Source organism: Mycobacterium sp. GA-1841, from assembly GCF_001954135.1.
In the GTDB taxonomy this organism is placed as follows: domain Bacteria; phylum Actinomycetota; class Actinomycetes; order Mycobacteriales; family Mycobacteriaceae; genus Mycobacterium.
Genome location: NZ_MBEQ01000017.1, coordinates 281,558 through 298,125, shown reverse-complemented (window position 1 = coordinate 298,125; position 16,568 = coordinate 281,558). Strand labels below are relative to the sequence as shown.

Sequence of the window (16,568 nt, the reverse complement as noted above, 5' to 3'; positions counted from 1 at the left end):
GGCGCTACAACCGGCCCTCGGCGCGCAGTTGCGGATGCACCCAGGCCGGCGAGCGGCGTTCTTTGAACGCGCGGAAGCCTTCGACGGCCTCGTCGCCGCTGTAACTGGCCTTCATGCCGATCCGGTCGTAGAGGCCCAGGTAGTTGTCCAGGCTGGACTTGACCACCCCGCGGGCCCGGGGCGCGGTGCGGCAGCACTGGGCGAGTACTTCGGTTGCGGCGGAGATCAATTCGTCGTGCGGCACGACGCGGGCGACCATGCCCCAGTCGACGGCCTCCGCGGCCGAGAGGGTGCGCCCGGTGAACATCAGATCCCGGGTGCGGACCGGGCCGATCAGCCGAGCCAGCGTCTGGCTGTAGTAGGTATCGGCGATGCCGCGATATAACTCGGGCACGCGGAACGTGGCTTGGTCGCTGACCACGGCCATGTCGCTGCAGATAGCGATCTGCAGTCCGCCGCCCTGGCACAGCCCGTTGACCGCGCTCACCACGGGTTTGACCGACTGGCGCAGGGTTTCGAACGGCGTGACGTCCATCGACAGCGCCGCACCGAAACTCATCCAGTCGTCGACGCCGTTGCCGCCGCCGAGGTCGCCGCCCGGGGCGAACACGTCGCCGGTGCCGGTGATCAGCAGCCCGGCCAACTCCGGGTCGGCTTCGACGTGGGTGACCGCGTATCGGATGCCGAAGTACATCGCCGGGGTCATCGCGTTGCGGGCCTCCGGCCGATCCAGGGTGACCACACCGAAGGGGCCTTGACGGTCGAACGTGAGGTACGGCGTGCCCAGCCAGTCGCCTTCGGGCGGCCGCGGTGAGAGTGCCTGCGTCATGCCGGCGACTATAACGGCAACGGTATCGGTTTCAGTGGGGCGGCTCAGTGCGTCAGGACGGCATCGATGTCAGCGGCAGCGGGGGCGCACTTTCCGGCCCCACGTACCAGGGTGGCCAGCGCACCGGCGGCGCAGGCGCGTCGCAGAGCCGGTTCATGGCCGGTGCTCCAACCCGCGGCCAACACGCCGGCGAAGACGTCACCGGCGCCCGCGGTGTCGAGGGCACGCACCGCGGGCGCGGGTACGTCGAACCGTTCGTCGGGACCCAGATAGCTGGCGCCCCGCTTGCCGCGGGTGATCACCAGGTGCCGGACCGGCCAGTGCCACTCGGCGGCCTCGGTCTCGTTGACCACCACCACGTCGACCAATTCCGACAGGGCCAGCAGGTGGTGGGCGGCGGTTCCCGGTGGCGAGGCGTTGAGCATGACGACGGCGCCGGCGGCCTTGGCCAGTTTGGCCGCCGCGATCGCGGTGGTGACGGGAATCTCCAATTGGATCAACACCACCTCGCTCCAGACGAGGGCGCTGTGTGCGGCGGGAGAATCCACGTCGAGGTGGGCGTTGGCGCCGGGGGCCACCACGATGCTGTTCTCGCCGACGGCGTCGACGAGGATGGCCGCCGATCCGCTCGGACCGGGCACGCACGTCACGGCGTCGGAACCGACCCCGTTGGCCTGCAGGTGACGGCGCAGCGCTTCCCCGGCGGCGTCGTCGCCGACGGCGGCCACCAGCGCGACGTCGGCGCCGGCCCGGGCGGCGGCCACCGCCTGGTTGCCGCCCTTGCCGCCGGGCGAGGTGGTGAGCGACGAGGCCAGCACGGTCTGGCCCGGCCGCGGCAGCGTGTTGACGACGAACGTCTGGTCAGCATTGATGCTCCCAACCACGCACACCCGCGAAGCCGTCATGGCGACAACGCTAATCCCGCGGGGCACTGACACGTGTCGAACTGCGTGAACACCTCCGATACCCTGGGGGAATGAGCGTGCAGACACCGCCCGTCAACGCCCCGACGCACGACCTCCGCGAGCAGGTACACGAAGCCGCGCGGCGGGCCCGTGTCGCCGCCCGCATCCTGGGCACCTTGAGCGCCGAGACCAAGAACCGTGCCCTGCACGCCGCTGCCGACAGCGTGCTGGCCCATGTGCACGAGGTGCTGGCCGCCAATGCCGCCGATCTGGATGCGGCCCGCCAGGCCGGCACGCCGGAGGCCATGCTGGACCGCCTGGCGCTCAACCCGCAGCGGGTCGACGGCATCGCCGCGGGTCTGCGTCAGGTCGCCGGCCTACCCGATCCTGTCGGGCAGGTGATCAGCGGTCGCACCCTGCCCAACGGCCTGCAGCTGCGTCAGCAGCGCGTGCCGCTCGGTGTGGTCGGCATGGTCTACGAAGGCCGGCCCAACGTCACGGTGGACGCGTTCGGCCTCACCCTGAAATCCGGCAATGCCGCGCTGCTGCGCGGCAGTTCGTCGGCCGCGCAATCCAATCAGGCACTGGTGACCGCACTGCGGTCGGCGTTGGCCTCGGTGGATCTGCCGACCGACGCGGTGCAGCTGTTGCCGAGCCATGACCGGGCCAGCGTCACGCATCTGATCCAGGCCCGCGGCCTCGTCGACGTGGTGATCCCACGCGGGGGTGCCGGCCTGATCGAGGCCGTGGTGCGCGACGCCCAGGTGCCCACGATCGAGACCGGGGTCGGCAATTGCCATGTCTACGTCGACGCATCGGCCGACGTCGACCTGGCCGAGAAGATCCTGCTGAACTCCAAGACCCGGCGTCCCAGCGTCTGCAACGCGGCCGAGACATTGTTGGTCGACCGGGCGTTGGAGGCCACCGCACTGCCGAGGCTGACCGCCGCGCTGCGGGAGGCCGGGGTGACCGTGCACGCCGATCCCACCGACGAAGAGCTGCACGCCGAGTTCCTCTCGATGGACATCGCCGTGGCCTTGGTCGACGGCGTCGACGGGGCCATCGCTCACATCAACGAATACGGCACCGGGCACACCGAGGCCATCGTGGCGACGAATCTTGCTGCGGCCCAGCGCTTCACCGAACAGGTGGATGCGGCCGCGGTGATGGTCAACGCGTCCACCGCGTTCACCGACGGAGAGCAGTTCGGCTTCGGCGCCGAGATCGGCATCTCCACCCAGAAGCTGCATGCCCGCGGACCGATGGGCCTGCCCGAACTGACCTCGACCAAATGGATCGTGTGGGGAGACGGTCAGACCCGCCCGGCCTAGCCGCCGACCAGATACAGACCAGGAGACCACATGAGCGTGCCCGCGCGCCCCGCTCCGTTGTTCGCCGACATCGACGATGTCGCACGCAAGCTGGCCGAGACCGGCTACCTCGCCGATACCGCCACCGCGACAGCGGTTTTCCTCGCCGACCGGCTGGGCAAACCGCTACTGGTGGAGGGCCCTGCGGGTGTCGGCAAGACCGAGCTGGCCCGAGCGGTCGCCGCCAGCACCGGTTCGGAACTGGTGCGCCTGCAGTGTTATGAGGGTGTCGACGAGGCCCGGGCGCTGTACGAGTGGAACCACGCCAAGCAGATCCTGCGGATCCAGGCCGGGCAGAACGGCACCGGCGACTGGGACCAGACCAAGATGGACGTGTTCAGCGAGGAGTTTCTGCTGACCCGCCCGCTGCTGACCGCGATCAAACGCACCGACCCGACCGTGCTGCTGATCGACGAGACCGACAAGGCCGACATCGAGATCGAGGGCCTGCTGTTGGAGGTGCTCTCGGACTTCGCGGTGACTGTGCCCGAGCTCGGCACGATCACCGCCGAGCGGCCCCCGTTCGTGGTGCTCACCTCCAACGCCACCCGTGAGCTCTCCGAGGCGCTCAAGCGTCGTTGCCTGTTCCTGCACATCGACTTCCCGGACGCCGATCTGGAGCGGCGGATCCTGCTGTCGCGGGTTCCGGACCTGCCCGAGCACATCGCCGCCGAACTGGTCCGCATCATCGGGGTGCTGCGCGGCATGCAACTCAAGAAGCTGCCGTCGGTGGCCGAGACCATCGACTGGGGGCGCACGGTGCTGGCCCTGGGCCTGGACACCATCGACGATGCCATGATCGCCGCCACCCTCGGCGTGGTGCTCAAACACCAGTCCGACCAGGTCAAGGCGGCCGGCGAGTTGAAGCTGAACTGATGGTGCCCCGCCGGGTTCGACCGTCCCAGCCGCTGGCCCCGCACGGCCTGCCGGGGCACCTCGTCGAGTTCGTCGAAGCCCTTCGCGGCCAGGGAATCTCCGTCGGCCCGTCGGAGACGGTGGACGCCGGCCGGGTGATCACGGTGCTGGGGCTGGGGGACCGGGAGGCGTTGCGTGAAGGCATCGCCTGCGCAGTGCTACGGCGCGCCGATCACCGCGACACCTACGACGCGATGTTCGATCTGTACTTCCCGGCGGCGCTGGGGGCGCGCACTGTGCTCTCCGACGAGGAGGCCGACGACGCCGAGGATCGGGAGCAACCGCAACTGCCGCCCGAGGACATCGAGGCGATGCGCCAGGCCCTGGTGCAGATGCTGGCCGACAACGAGGACCTGGCGAACCTCGACGACCGGCTGGCGGCGATGATCGCGCGGATCGTCGAGGCCTTCGGCCGTTACAGCTCCAGCCGTGGACCCTCGTACTCGTCGTATCAGGCGCTCAAGGCAATGAGCCTGGACGACCTGGAGGGCCGGCTGCTGGCCGGGCTGCTCGCCCCCTACGGCGACGAACCCACACCCACGCAGGAGGAGATCGCCAAGGCGCTGGCCGCCCAGCGCATCGCCCAGCTGCGCAAGATGGTCGAGTCCGAGACCAAGCGGCGCACCGCCGAGCAGCTGGGCCGTGAGCACGTGCAGATGTACGGGGTGCCGCAGCTGTCCGAGAACGTGGAATTCCTGCGGGCCTCCGGCGAGCAGCTCCGGCAGATGCGCAAGACGGTCCAGCCGCTGGCGCGCACCCTGGCGACCCGGCTGGCCGCGCGCCGCCGACGGTCCCGATCCGGCGAGATCGACCTGCGCAAGACCCTGCGCAAATCGATGTCCACCGGCGGGGTGCCGATCGACGTGGTGCTCAAGAAGCCGCATCCGGCCCGTCCCGAACTCGTGGTGCTCTGCGACGTGTCGGGGTCGGTGGCCGGTTTCAGCCACTTCACCTTGATGTTGGTGTCGGCGCTGCGCCAGCAGTTCAGTAGGGTTCGCGTCTTCGCGTTCATCGACACCACCGACGAGGTCACCGACATGTTCGGGCCGGAGGCCGATCTGGCCGTCGCGGTGCAGCGCATCACCCGGGAGGCCGGGGTCTACACGCGCGACGGGCACTCCGACTACGGGCACGCGTTCGTGTCCTTCCTCGACAAATACCCGAACGTGCTGTCTCCACGCAGTTCGTTGCTGGTGCTGGGCGACGGACGCAACAACTACCGCAACCCGGAGAGCGATCTGCTGGCGCACATGGTGTCGGCCAGCCGGCACGCCCACTGGCTCAATCCCGAGCCCAGGCACCTGTGGGGCAGCGGAGATTCCGCGGTGCCGAAGTACCAAGAGGTGATCCCGATGCACGAGTGCCGGTCGGCCAAACAGCTGGCCGCGGTGATCGACGGGTTGCTGCCGGTCTGACCTTGCCTCGACGCTGCCGTAAGCTCCCTGTTCGTGGCAACACGGCGCAGGTTGGGGGTGATGGGTGGGACGTTCGATCCCATCCACAACGGGCACCTGGTCGCCGCCAGTGAGGTGGCCGACCTCTTCGAACTGGACGAGGTGGTGTTCGTCCCGACCGGACAGCCCTGGCAGAAGCACGACCGCAAGGTCAGTGCCGCCGAGGACCGGTACCTGATGACGGTGATCGCCACCGCCTCGAATCCGCGGTTCTCGGTCAGCCGGGTCGACATCGACCGCGGCGGGGCCACCTACACCAAGGACACCCTGCGGGATCTGCGAGATCTCAACGCCGACACCGACCTGTATTTCATCACCGGAGCCGATGCGCTGGCATCGATCCTGTCCTGGCAGAACTGGGAGGACATGTTTTCCATGGCGAGATTCGTCGGTGTCAGCCGACCGGGGTACGAGTTGGACGGCGAACATATCGAGGCCGCACTGCGCGAGCTGCCGCCGGACAGGTTGACCTTGGTCGAGGTCCCCGCTCTGGCCATCTCGTCCAGTGACTGCCGGCAGCGAGCCGCCGACGAGCGCCCGATCTGGTACCTGGTGCCCGACGGGGTGGTGCAGTACGTGGCCAAGCGCGGGTTGTACACCGCCGACGCGAGGAGCACGGGGACCACCGCGGAGGTCCTCCGATGAGCGCCACCGCCGAGGCCATCGAGATGGCCACGGTGGCCGCGCAGGCCGCCGCGGCCAAGCTCGCCGATGACGTGGTGGTCATCGACGTATCGGGTCAGCTCGTGATCACCGATTGCTTCGTGATCGCCTCGGCCTCCAACGAGCGTCAGGTCAACGCGATCGTCGACGAGGTCGAGGAGAAGATGCGGCAGGCCGGTTACAAGCCCGCCCGCCGCGAGGGCACCCGTGAGGGTCGCTGGACGCTGCTCGACTACGTCGATGTCGTGGTGCACATCCAGCATCAGGACGAGCGGGATTTCTATGCCCTGGACCGGTTGTGGCGCGACTGCCCGACGGTCCCGGTCGACCTGGATGTGCCGGCGGAGCCCAGCGAATGAGGACGCGATGAGGGTCCGGCGGCTGGTGCTGCTGCGCCATGGCCAGACCGAGTACAACGCGGGCAGCCGGATGCAGGGTCAGCTCGACACCGACCTGTCCGACCTGGGGCGGGACCAGGCCGCCGCGGCCGCTGACGTGCTGGCCAAACGTCAGCCGCTACTGATCGTGTCCTCGGATCTGCGCCGCGCCCTCGACACGGCGATGACGCTGGGCGACCGGGCCGGGATCCCGGTACAGGTCGACGAGCGTCTGCGAGAGACCCATCTGGGCGACTGGCAGGGCCTGACCCACCAGGAGGTGGATGTGGCGGCTCCGGGCACTCGGCTGGCCTGGCGCGACGACGCCCGATGGGCACCGCACGGTGGCGAAAGCCGGGTCGACGTGGCCGAGCGCAGCATCCCCGTGGTCGCCGAACTGGTTGCCGGACAACCGGAGTGGGGTCTGGATGGCTCGGACCGCCCGGTGGTGTTGGTGGCACACGGTGGTTTGATCGCGGCATTGACCGCGGGGCTGCTCGGGCTTCCGGTGAACAACTGGCCGGTGCTCGGCGGCATGGGCAATGCGAGTTGGGTTCAGCTGTCCGGGAATTCGGAGGACGACGCGGCGGATGGTGACGCGTTCGACGCCGTCAAATGGCGGCTGGACGTCTGGAACGCCTCGGCGCAGGTGGCCAACGATGTCCTCTGATCAGAACGCAGTTCGCAGGCCGGTTCTTCTCGTCTTCGCCGACTCGCTGTCGTATTTCGGTCCGACCGGCGGTCTGCCGTCCGACGATCCGCGGATCTGGCCGAACATCGTTGCCGAGCAATTGGGCTGGGATGTCGAGCTCATCGGTCGCATCGGCTGGACCTGCCGCGACGTCTGGTGGGCCGCCACCCAGGATCCGCGGTCGTGGGCGGCGCTGCCGCGGGCCGGTGCGGTCATCTTCGCCACCAGCGGGATGGACTCGCTGCCCTCGCCGCTGCCGACGGCGTTGCGCGAGCTGATCCGGTATGTGCGCCCGGCCTGGCTGCGCCGGTGGGTGCGCGACGGTTACGGCTGGGTGCAGCCGCGGCTGTCGCCGATCGCCCGCGCGGCGCTGCCTCCGCATCTGACCGTCGAGTATCTCGAGATGACGCGTAACGCCATCGATTTCAACCGTCCCGGTATTCCGGTGGTGGCCTCGCTGCCGTCGGTACACATCGCCGACACGTACGGCAAGGCCCACCACGGCCGCGAGCCCACGGTCAAGGCGATCACGGCATGGGCCGACGAGCACGACGTGACCGTGGTGGATCTGAAGGCCGCGGTTGCCGACGAGGTGCTCAGCGGGCGTGGGAACCCCGACGGTATCCACTGGAACTTCGAGGCGCACCGGGCGGTCGCCGAGTTGATGCTCAAGGGCCTGGCCACAGCGGGTGTGCCGCAACAGAATCCCACCATCTGACAATGGCGGTCAAGATTGTGACCGACTCGACGTCGCGGTTGCGGCCCGAGCTGTGCCAGAAGTGGGACATTCGGCAGGTTCCGCTGCACATCCTCGATGACGGCAACGACCTGCGTGACGGTGTTGACCCCATACCGTCGGACATCCACGACCGGGCCCGGGCCACCACCGCCGGTGCTTCGCCGGCCGATCTCACCGAGACTTATCGGCAGGCGCTGGCCGACAGTGACGGCGACGGTGTGGTGGCCGTGCACATCTCGGCGGCCCTGTCGAGTACGTACAGCGCGGCGGCAGCGGCCGCCCGGGAGATCGGTCCGAGCGTGCGGGTGGTGAATTCGCGGGCTGCGGCCATGGGGATCGGTTTCGTCGCGCTGGCGGCGGCCGAATCCGCTGCTCGCGGAGACATACTCGACGCCGTCGAGGCGGCGGCTCGCGCCGCGATCCCGCGCGGGCAGGCGTTCATTGTCGTACATCGGCTGGACAATCTGCGTCGCGGCGGCCGGATCGGTACGGCGGCATCGTGGTTGGGCACGGCCCTGTCACTCAAACCTCTGCTGCGCCTGGACGTGGACGGTCGGCTGGTGCCCGCGCAGCGGATCCGCACGATATCGAAGGCCCATGCCGCACTGGTCGATCAGATTGTCGAGGCGGCCGGAGACCGGCCGGTGCAGGTGGTCGTGCACCACGTCGCCAACCCGGATGCCGCCGAGGAGATCGCCGCCGCGCTGACCGACCGGTTGCCGCAGTTGACCGCGTTGTCGGTGACCGAGATGGGCGCGGTGCTCGCGGTTCACGTCGGCGGTGGCGCGGTGGGTGCGTGCATCAGCGTCGACGACGCGTCTGAGGGCGTAGTCCCGAACTAGCCGGCGAACCGGCCGGTGATCGGTGGTAGATCTTTGAGCGTGACGATGCCGGGCGCGGCTGCCACCACGGCGGGTACCGCGTTGGTGACCGGCAGTGCGGTGTAGATCGAGCCCAGGCCGGAGAAGCTGGGCTCGGCCCAGTCCTTGGGTGGCAGGCAGTGCAGCACCGTGCGCATGTTGGGCAACCCGAACACCTGGATCACGTGGCCGTCGGCGACCGGCTTGGGCGGGGTCACGTGGCTGCCCATGATCCAGTTGAAGCCGACGCTGACGACGTTCTTCTCGCCCACCCAGCCGCGGTGATAGCCGTACACGCTGCCGACCGTGCCGGCCGGGATCTTCATGAACCCCAGATCGCTGTCGGCGGTGGCGGCGGTGAAGGTGACGTCGAAGGTGATCCGGTCGAGCGTGGCACCGATGGCGTCGGCCATCATCGCCGCGGATTCGGCGAACACCTCGCTTTCGCGGCGCACACTCTCGGCCAGGCCGGGGGTGTCGGGGTCCTGGGAGAAGCCCATCGCGGTCATCGTGTCGGCGGACTCGTAGGTCGAGCAGTCCACGGACTCGGTGATCCGGATCTCGTCGACTCGTTCGCAGGATCCCGACAGCACCATGCCGACCATGTTGGTGACGCCCGGGTGTGCGCCACTGCCGAAAATCGTGGAATTGCCTGTCTCACAGGCCTTCCGGATACGGTCGAGGTCCTGCGGGGTTTGCTTGCCGCCGGTGATCCAGGCGGCGCTCGAGCACACGTTGACGCCGGCCTCCAGCAACGCGACAAGCTCGTCGACGTCGGGCCACAACGGGTTGTAGCAGCAGGCGTCGGGCTTGAGCGCGAGGAGTTCGCCGATGGAGTTCGTCGCGCGGATACCGGTGGGCTCCAGCCGGCCGGCAAGTTCGGCGGCATCCATACCGACCTTGTCGGCGCCGTGGGCATACACCCCGACCAGCTCCATGTCGTCGCGGCCGATGATCGCGTGCAGCGAGCGTCGGCCGATGTTGCCGGTGGTCCACTGGATGACCCGGATCGGCCGGTCCGCTGCGGTCATGACGCCTCCCTTGCTCAGCCTTGCGCTGGACTCTAGACACTATCTCCGAAGTGTTCACCGGCGGTGCGTGCACTGCCCGTCTCCAGTTATCCCCAGCGCGAGGTTCATCCACAGCCGGCCGCTGCCACCGGCTGCGCAGCCGGGCTTCGTCGCGCGCCGCCCCTACCGTGCGGGCATGGGAACGGAATTGTCGGTGCAGCGGCTGCGTCGCCGCCTGGGCACCGCAGACGAGGACTCCGAAACCGAAGGCGAAGGCGAACCGGATCCGGGCACGGCCTCGGAGAGTGCGTTGTCGAAATGGCTGCCCGATACGGCATCAGCGGACGGGCCGGGGTGGCTGGCCGCTGTGCGCGCCGATCCCGGGCGGGCCGGGGCGCTGGCACTGGCCGGCGTGGGCGTGCTGGCGATCCTGGTCACGATCTTCGCCTTGGTCCGCCATCAGCCGGCACCGGTGGTTTCGGCGAATCTACCGCCGGTCCAGATGGTTTCGTCGGCCGGTCCGACCTCGCCAGGCGGTGCCCCGCAGGCTCCGGTGGTGGTCAGTGTGGTCGGCCTGGTGCACAAGCCGGGTCTGGTGACCTTGCAGACCGGGGCCCGGATCGCCGACGCGTTGGAGGCCGCCGGTGGACCACTCGAGGGCGCTGATCTGATCGGGCTGAACTTGGCTCGCCGGCTCGGTGACGGCGAACAGATCGTGGTGGGGATCGAGGCCCCGCCGGGTCAGCCGATGACCATGGGAAGTTCGGTCGCCGGACAGGCGCCGGCCCCGCCGCAACAGGCGGGTTCCGGTCCTTCGTCCGCGGCACCGCCGGGGCCGGTGGACCTCAACACCGCCACGGCCGACGACCTCGACGCGCTGCCCGGCGTCGGTCCGGTGACCGCCGAGGCGATCCTGGCCTGGCGGGCTGCGCACGGTCGGTTCGACAGCGTCGATCAGCTCGGCGAGGTCGACGGGATCGGACCGGCGCGGTTGGAGAAACTGCGTGAGCTGGTCCGGGCGTGACGGCCGGGGCGGGGATCCAGGGGACGAGCGGCAGCCGCTGGACCTGCGCATCGTTCCGGCCGCCCTGACCGCATGGTCGGTTTCGGCGGCCGGCATTGCCTGGCACCCAGTCGCCGCGGTGATGGTGGGCCTTGGTGCCGTCGGGCTGACTTGGGCGGCCGTGCGGTGGCGCCACACAGACACGGGTGAACGTCAGCCCATGATCGCCGCGTTCGTGGCGGTGGCGGCCGTCGCAGCCGGGTTCACGTTGGCCGTCGGATTGCGGGTCCACCAGGTCGAGCATCATCCGATCACGCACCTGTACGGCGCGGCCGCAACGGCCGAGGTCGTGCCCACGGAGACTCCGCGGGCGATCAAGGGTGGCCGGCTGATGTTCCGCGCCAACTTGCGCGGGGTCGATGAGGCGCCCATGTCGGGGCGGGTTCTGGTGTTCGCGCCGGGAACTTTCGGTGCGGCCGGTCCCGGACGGCCGGTGCGGTTCCGCGCCCACGTGGGACGCCCGACTCGCAAGGACCTGAGCGTGGCCGTGCTGGCGGCCTCGGGCGAGCCCTCGCTCGGAGAGGCCTCGACGGTGCAGCAGGTCGCCCAGCGGATCCGGGTGCTCTTCGCGGAGGCAGCGCGGGCGGCACTGCCCGCCGATCAGGCGGCCATGCTGCCGGCGCTCGTACTCGGCGACACTTCGGCGGTCACCGGGCAGACGACAGCCCAGTTCCGCACGGCGGGCCTGACCCATCTGACGGCGGTGTCCGGAGCCAACGTGACGATCGTGTGCGGCGCGCTGCTGCTGTCGGCTGCGGTGCTCGGGCCGAGGCCGGCCGTGCTGCTCGCCGGCGTCGGGCTGGTCGGTTTCGTCATCGTCGTGCAGCCCTCGGCGAGTGTGCTGCGCGCCGCGGCGATGGGCGCGGTGACCCTGCTGGCCGTGCTGACACATCGGCGGCGCCAGGCGGTGCCGGCTCTGGCGGCCAGCGTGGTCGTGCTGATGATCGCCGCCCCGGAGCTCGCCGTCGACGCGGGCTTCGCGTTGTCGGTGTGCGCGACGGCGGGAATCGTCGTCGTGGCCCCGGTGTGGGCGGACCGGTTGCGGGCCCGAGGCTGGCCGCGCCCGCTGGCCGCGGCGGTCAGCGTCGCGGCGGTGGCCCAATTGGTCACCGCCCCACTGGTGGCCGGGATCTCGGGCTCGGTCAGCCTGGTGGGGGTGGCGGCCAACCTCGCGGTGGCCGGCGTCATCCCGCCGATCACCGTGCTGGGCACCGCAGCAGCCGTGGGCTCGGCGATCTGGCCGTCCGGGGCCCAACTGTTGATCCGGTTCACCGGACCGGAACTGTGGTGGTTGCTGTCGGTGGCGCGGTGGGCAGCGGCGGTGCCGGCCGCGGCGGTGCCGTCGCCCTCGGGGGCGTTCGGCGTGCTGTCGGTGGCAGCGGCCGGGGTGGCGCTGACAGTGCTGTGGCGGCTGCGGTGGGTGCGCCGCGGGCTCGCCGGCTTGGTGTTCGGCATGCTGGCCTGGACGCTGGCGGGCCAGGTGCTCGGAGCTGTCGGCTCGGCGTGACACCATCATCGGGTGAGTCAACAGATCGACGGTCTGCACCTGGTTCTGGGCGATGAGGAACTGCTGGTCGAGCGAGCGGTGGGGGCGGTGCTGCGAGCACTGCGCCGGCAGGCCGGATCCGATGACGTCCCGGTGGACCGGATGCGCGCCGGTGAGGTCAGTACCAGCGAGCTTGCCGAGCTGCTGAGCCCGTCGCTGTTCGCCGAGGAACGCATGGTCGTGCTGGAGGCGGCGGCCGAGGCCGGTAAAGATGCCGTGGCCCTGATCGCCTCGGCGGCAGCCGATCTGCCGCCTGGCACCGTGCTGGTGGTCATCCACTCCGGCGGTGGGCGGGCCAAGGCATTGGCCGATCAACTGAAAAAACTTGGGGCACAAGAGCATCCGTGTGCCCGCATCACCAAGCCGGCCGAGCGGGCCGATTTCGTGCGGGGTGAGTTCCGGCAATTGCGGGTCAAGGTGTCCGACGACACCGTGACCGCGGTGCTTGATGCAGTCGGCTCGAATGTCCGTGAGCTCGCCGCGGTCTGTTCACAGCTCGTGGCCGACACCGCCGGGCAGGTCGATGCGGCAGCGGTACGCCGGTATCACAGCGGCAAGGCCGAGGTGAAGGGCTTCGACATCGCCGACAAGGCGGTCGCCGGGGATGTCGCCGGGGCGGCCGAGGCGCTGCGATGGGCGATGCTGGCCGGTGAACCGCAGGTGGTGTTGGCCGACGCGTTGGCCGAGGCCGTGCACACGATCGCGCGGGTGGGTCCCCTGTCTGGTGATCCGTACCGGTTGGCCGGTGAACTGGGGATGCCGCCCTGGCGGGTGCAGAAGGCGCAGAAGCAGGCGCGCGGGTGGTCCCGTGACTCGGTGGCCGAGGCGATGCGCGTGGTGGCCGCGCTCAATGCAGACGTAAAGGGCGCAGCCGCAGATGCTGACTACGCCCTTGAGACAGCGGTACGCCGGGTGGCGCAACTCGCCACCCGGTGAACCGGGAAAACTACTTCGGTGTGAACCGAAAGATCAGAGCTTGTTGAAGGCCAGCGCCAGCGCCGACTTCTTGTTGGCAGCCTGGTTGGCGTGGATGACGCCCTTGCTGGCGGCCTTGTCGAGCTTGCGGCTGGTCGACACCAGCAACTCACCGGCCTTGTCCTTCTCGCCGGCCTCGACGGCCTCGCGGAAGCCGCGGACGGCCGTGCGCAGCGACGACTTCACCGACTGGTTACGCAGCCGACGACGCTCGTTGGTGCGGATGCGCTTTTCCTGCGACTTGATGTTGGCCACGTAAAAGTTCCTTCGTAATTTCTCGCTGGGGTTACCGAAGTCTGGGTGCGCTCGCCCGCACTGCGGGTAGCGACTGTTCAGGGTACCAGCGAGGTCCTTGAACTCCCAAAGCGCGACCGCCCGCCACGACTGGATCCGCTGCCCTGAGGCCCCCGCCATACCACCTCAACCGGCCTTTGGCCTGCCGAAACGGTTGCGTCGTTGACCCGGCGAAATCAGCATCGGTGCGGCAGCATGATGACGGTGAGCCCGAGAACCGCCCGTGCGCAGGGAGCCGAGTCGAACGGGTCGGTTCCGGCCGGGTCACGCGGTGCGCCGTCACGTCGCGTGCGGCTTCAGGGTGTGTTCGACGGCTACAACCGGCTCGGTCGGTACTCGGAGGCCTTCGACGAGATGTTCGACGCCGCCGGCAACGTGCGCGGACCGTACAAGGGCATCTTCGCCGAGCTTGCTCCCTCGGACGCCTCGGAACTGCGGTCGCGTTCGGATGCGCTCGGCCGGGCGTTCATCGATCAGGGCATCACGTTCTCGCTGTCGGGCCAGGAGCGGCCCTTCCCGCTCGACCTGGTGCCGCGGGTGATCTCGGCAGCGGAATGGTCGCGGCTGGAGCGTGGGATCACCCAGCGGGTCAAGGCGCTGGAGATGTATCTCGACGACATCTACGGCGAGCAGGAGATCCTGCGCGACGGCGTGATCCCGCGCCGCTTGGTGACCTCCTGCGAGCACTTCCACCGGGAGGCCGCGGGCATCGTGCCGCCCAACGGGGTGCGCATCCACGTCGCCGGCATCGATCTGATCCGTGACGCCTTGGGTGATTTCCGGGTGCTCGAGGACAACCTGCGCTCACCGTCGGGGGTGTCCTACGTCATGGAGAACCGGCGCACGATGGCCCGCGTCTTCCCGAACCTGTTCGCCACCCATCGGGTGCGCGCGGTCGGCGACTATTCGTCGCATCTGCTGCGGGCGCTGCGCAATGCCGCGCCCACCAACGTCGCCGACCCCACGGTGGTCGTCCTCACCCCCGGCGTCTACAACTCGGCCTACTTCGAGCACTCCCTGCTGGCCCGGCAGATGGGGGCCGAGCTCGTCGAGGGCCGCGACCTGTTCTGCCGCGACAACGCCGTCTACATGCGCACCACCGAGGGGGAGCGTCAGGTCGACGTCATCTACCGCCGCATCGACGACGCGTTCCTGGACCCGATGCAGTTCCGTCCCGATTCGATGCTCGGGGTCGCCGGGCTGCTCAACGCCGCCCGGGCCGGAAATGTGGTGATCTCCAGTGCGGTGGGCAATGGGGTGGGCGACGACAAGCTGGTCTACACCTATGTGCCGACCATCATCGAGTACTACCTCGGTGAGAAGCCGGTCCTGGCCAACGTCGACACCTACCGTTGTTGGCTGGACACCGAACGGGAGGAAGTGCTCGACCGGATCGACGAACTGGTCATCAAGCCGGTCGAAGGCTCTGGTGGGTACGGGATCGTGTTCGGCCCGGACGCCTCGGGCAAGGAACTGGCGGCAATCGCCAAGAAGATCCGCACCGACCCACGTGGCTGGATCGCCCAACCGGTGATGCAGCTGTCCACGGTGCCCACCCAGATCGACGACGAGCTGGCGCCGCGGCACGTCGATCTGCGTCCGTTCGCGGTCAACGACGGTAACGACGTCTGGGTGCTGCCGGGCGGGCTGACCCGGGTCGCGCTGCCCGAAGGCTCGCTGGTGGTGAACTCCAGTCAGGGCGGCGGGTCGAAGGACACCTGGGTGCTGGCGTCGCGGACGTCGGCGGCCGACCGCGAGCTGGCTGCCGCCGAGGTGGTGCGGTCCCTGCCAAAAACTGCCCAGGCGTCCAACGGCGATGGCGCACTTGACGGTTCGTCGTCTCAACAACAGCAGCAGTAGGCGGTGGTCTTGATGTTGGCGCGCAATGCCGAGTCGTTGTACTGGATCGGCCGTTACGTGGAGCGGGCCGATGACACTGCACGCATCCTCGATGTCACGGTGCATCAGCTGTTGGAGGATTCCAGCGTCGACCCGGATGTCGCGTCGCGAACGCTGTTGCGTGTGCTGGGAATCGAGCCACCCAAAGCGCGCCTGGACGTCTGGTCGCTGACCGACATCGTGGCGTTCAGCCGGGACAGCAACGGTAACTCGATCGTCGATTCGGTTTCGGCGGCACGGGAGAATGCGCGCGGTGCCCGCGAGGTCACCTCGACCGAGATCTGGGAGTGCCTCAACACCACCTACAACGCCCTGCCCGAGCGGGAGCGGGCGGCAAAACGGTTGGGCCCGCATCAGTTCCTGTCCTATGTCGAAGGCCGCGCGGCGATGTTCGCCGGGTTGGCCGACTCGACGTTGAGCCGTGATGACGGTTACCGGTTCATGCTGTTGGGCCGGGCCATCGAGCGCGTCGATATGACGGTGCGGCTGTTGTTGTCGCGGGTTGGGGACAGCGGGTCGTCACCGGCCTGGGTCACGTTGCTGCGCTCGGCCGGAGCCCACGACACGTATCTGCGTACCTACCGCGGCGTTCTCGACGCCGGCCGGGTGGTCGAGTTCATGCTGTTGGACCGGCTGTTCCCGCGATCGATCTTCTATTCCCTGCGATTGGCCGAACACAGTCTCGACGAGTTGCTCAACCGACCGCACAACCGGCTGGGTGCCACCGCCGAGGCACAGCGGCTTCTCGGCCGGGCCCGCAGTGAGCTGGAGTTCCTACAGCCGGGCGCGTTGCTGGAATCACTGGACGCACGGCTGGCCGGATTGCAGAAAACCTGCCGGGAGGTCGGAGATGCCTTGGCACTGCAGTACTTCCACTCCGCGCCGTGGGTGGCTTGGACGGACGCCGGGCACGATGACGCGGTCGTGATCGAGGAAGGCGAGGTCTAGTCGGTGATGAGCGCTCGCGCGAAGAGGAGA

At 68.9% G+C, this 16,568-nt stretch carries 17 protein-coding genes; 13 read left to right on the top strand and 4 right to left on the bottom strand.

Annotated elements, in window-relative coordinates:
* Positions 1-4 precede the first annotated feature (4 nt).
* Together A5740_RS05735 and A5740_RS05730 are read right to left on the bottom strand one after the other, a co-directional pair.
* On the bottom strand, positions 5-829 hold the full coding sequence (locus tag A5740_RS05735) for an enoyl-CoA hydratase/isomerase family protein (protein WP_076192176.1): 825 nt from the start codon (positions 827-829) through the stop codon (positions 5-7).
* A gap of 44 nt (positions 830-873) precedes the next feature.
* Complete coding sequence (locus A5740_RS05730) at positions 874-1,734, bottom strand: ribokinase (RefSeq protein WP_076192174.1); 861 nt, start codon at positions 1,732-1,734, stop codon at positions 874-876.
* 71 nt (positions 1,735-1,805) lie between these two features.
* On the opposite strand from A5740_RS05730, the gene A5740_RS05725 reads away from it, so the two are divergent.
* Genes A5740_RS05725 through A5740_RS05690 form a run of 8 tightly spaced genes read left to right on the top strand, consistent with a single transcriptional unit; the run spans position 1,806 to position 8,785 of the window.
* On the top strand, positions 1,806-3,065 hold the full coding sequence (locus A5740_RS05725; protein WP_076192172.1) for a glutamate-5-semialdehyde dehydrogenase: 1,260 nt from the start codon (positions 1,806-1,808) through the stop codon (positions 3,063-3,065).
* Positions 3,066-3,095: 30 nt separating this feature from the next.
* Positions 3,096-3,980: a MoxR family ATPase gene (locus A5740_RS05720; protein WP_076192170.1), complete on the top strand. Its 885-nt coding sequence runs from the start codon at positions 3,096-3,098 to the stop codon at positions 3,978-3,980.
* On the top strand, positions 3,980-5,434 hold the full coding sequence (locus A5740_RS05715) for a VWA domain-containing protein (protein WP_076192168.1): 1,455 nt from the start codon (positions 3,980-3,982) through the stop codon (positions 5,432-5,434). Before A5740_RS05720 ends, A5740_RS05715 begins: the two co-directional genes overlap by 1 nt.
* Positions 5,435-5,485: 51 nt before the next feature.
* The gene (nadD, locus tag A5740_RS05710) at positions 5,486-6,118 is read left to right on the top strand and encodes a nicotinate-nucleotide adenylyltransferase (RefSeq protein ID WP_256386348.1); all 633 of its coding nucleotides are present in this window, start codon (positions 5,486-5,488) and stop codon (positions 6,116-6,118) included.
* The gene (rsfS, locus tag A5740_RS05705; protein ID WP_076192164.1) at positions 6,115-6,495 is read left to right on the top strand and encodes a ribosome silencing factor; all 381 of its coding nucleotides are present in this window, start codon (positions 6,115-6,117) and stop codon (positions 6,493-6,495) included. Before nadD ends, rsfS begins: the two co-directional genes overlap by 4 nt.
* 7 nt (positions 6,496-6,502) lie before the next feature.
* Positions 6,503-7,183, top strand: coding sequence for a glucosyl-3-phosphoglycerate phosphatase (gpgP, locus tag A5740_RS05700; protein WP_076192162.1), 681 nt, complete (start codon positions 6,503-6,505; stop codon positions 7,181-7,183).
* The gene (octT, locus tag A5740_RS05695; RefSeq protein WP_076192160.1) at positions 7,173-7,922 is read left to right on the top strand and encodes a diglucosylglycerate octanoyltransferase; all 750 of its coding nucleotides are present in this window, start codon (positions 7,173-7,175) and stop codon (positions 7,920-7,922) included. The genes gpgP and octT overlap by 11 nt, the downstream gene beginning before the upstream one ends.
* Before the next feature lie 2 nt (positions 7,923-7,924).
* Positions 7,925-8,785 carry a DegV family protein gene (locus A5740_RS05690; RefSeq protein ID WP_076192158.1) on the top strand — a complete coding sequence of 287 codons (861 nt, stop codon included), beginning with the start codon at positions 7,925-7,927 and terminating at the stop codon, positions 8,783-8,785.
* Here the strand turns inward: A5740_RS05690 and A5740_RS05685 are convergent.
* Positions 8,782-9,834 carry a dihydrodipicolinate reductase gene (locus A5740_RS05685; protein WP_076192156.1) on the bottom strand — a complete coding sequence of 351 codons (1,053 nt, stop codon included), beginning with the start codon at positions 9,832-9,834 and terminating at the stop codon, positions 8,782-8,784. The genes A5740_RS05690 and A5740_RS05685 overlap by 4 nt on opposite strands.
* A gap of 175 nt (positions 9,835-10,009) precedes the next feature.
* On the opposite strand from A5740_RS05685, the gene A5740_RS05680 reads away from it, so the two are divergent.
* The 3 genes from A5740_RS05680 to holA are packed head-to-tail and all read left to right on the top strand — an operon-like array spanning position 10,010 to position 13,358.
* Entirely contained in the window at positions 10,010-10,837 is an 828-nt protein-coding gene (locus tag A5740_RS05680; protein ID WP_076192154.1) for a ComEA family DNA-binding protein, read from the top strand.
* Positions 10,818-12,383: a ComEC/Rec2 family competence protein gene (locus A5740_RS05675; protein WP_076192152.1), complete on the top strand. Its 1,566-nt coding sequence runs from the start codon at positions 10,818-10,820 to the stop codon at positions 12,381-12,383. Before A5740_RS05680 ends, A5740_RS05675 begins: the two co-directional genes overlap by 20 nt.
* 24 nt (positions 12,384-12,407) lie before the next feature.
* Entirely contained in the window at positions 12,408-13,358 is a 951-nt protein-coding gene (gene holA / locus A5740_RS05670) for a DNA polymerase III subunit delta (protein ID WP_175616175.1), read from the top strand.
* Positions 13,359-13,391: 33 nt separating this feature from the next.
* Here holA and rpsT read toward each other — a convergent pair whose 3' ends face one another.
* On the bottom strand, positions 13,392-13,652 hold the full coding sequence (rpsT, locus tag A5740_RS05665) for a 30S ribosomal protein S20 (RefSeq protein WP_076192150.1): 261 nt from the start codon (positions 13,650-13,652) through the stop codon (positions 13,392-13,394).
* Between the two features lie 393 nt (positions 13,653-14,045).
* Between rpsT and A5740_RS05660 the strand changes: the two genes are divergently transcribed.
* Both A5740_RS05660 and A5740_RS05655 read left to right on the top strand, forming a co-directional pair.
* Positions 14,046-15,551, top strand: a complete 1,506-nt coding sequence (locus A5740_RS05660; protein ID WP_254849086.1) for a circularly permuted type 2 ATP-grasp protein — start codon at positions 14,046-14,048, stop codon at positions 15,549-15,551.
* A gap of 12 nt (positions 15,552-15,563) precedes the next feature.
* Positions 15,564-16,538, top strand: a complete 975-nt coding sequence (locus A5740_RS05655) for an alpha-E domain-containing protein (RefSeq protein ID WP_076192274.1) — start codon at positions 15,564-15,566, stop codon at positions 16,536-16,538.
* Positions 16,539-16,568: the final 30 nt, after the last annotated feature.

Coding starts and splice junctions, on each gene's coding strand:
- A5740_RS05685 (WP_076192156.1), bottom strand. CDS start 9,834: ATGACCGCAGCGGACCGGCCGATCCGGGTCATCCAGTGGACCACCGGC.
- A5740_RS05720 (WP_076192170.1), top strand. CDS start 3,096: ATGAGCGTGCCCGCGCGCCCCGCTCCGTTGTTCGCCGACATCGACGAT.
- gpgP (WP_076192162.1), top strand. CDS start 6,503: ATGAGGGTCCGGCGGCTGGTGCTGCTGCGCCATGGCCAGACCGAGTAC.
- rsfS (WP_076192164.1), top strand. CDS start 6,115: ATGAGCGCCACCGCCGAGGCCATCGAGATGGCCACGGTGGCCGCGCAG.
- A5740_RS05680 (WP_076192154.1), top strand. CDS start 10,010: ATGGGAACGGAATTGTCGGTGCAGCGGCTGCGTCGCCGCCTGGGCACC.
- A5740_RS05660 (WP_254849086.1), top strand. CDS start 14,046: ATGTTCGACGCCGCCGGCAACGTGCGCGGACCGTACAAGGGCATCTTC.
- A5740_RS05730 (WP_076192174.1), bottom strand. CDS start 1,734: ATGACGGCTTCGCGGGTGTGCGTGGTTGGGAGCATCAATGCTGACCAG.
- A5740_RS05655 (WP_076192274.1), top strand. CDS start 15,564: ATGTTGGCGCGCAATGCCGAGTCGTTGTACTGGATCGGCCGTTACGTG.
- A5740_RS05715 (WP_076192168.1), top strand. CDS start 3,980: ATGGTGCCCCGCCGGGTTCGACCGTCCCAGCCGCTGGCCCCGCACGGC.
- A5740_RS05725 (WP_076192172.1), top strand. CDS start 1,806: ATGAGCGTGCAGACACCGCCCGTCAACGCCCCGACGCACGACCTCCGC.
- octT (WP_076192160.1), top strand. CDS start 7,173: ATGTCCTCTGATCAGAACGCAGTTCGCAGGCCGGTTCTTCTCGTCTTC.
- A5740_RS05690 (WP_076192158.1), top strand. CDS start 7,925: ATGGCGGTCAAGATTGTGACCGACTCGACGTCGCGGTTGCGGCCCGAG.
- A5740_RS05735 (WP_076192176.1), bottom strand. CDS start 829: ATGACGCAGGCACTCTCACCGCGGCCGCCCGAAGGCGACTGGCTGGGC.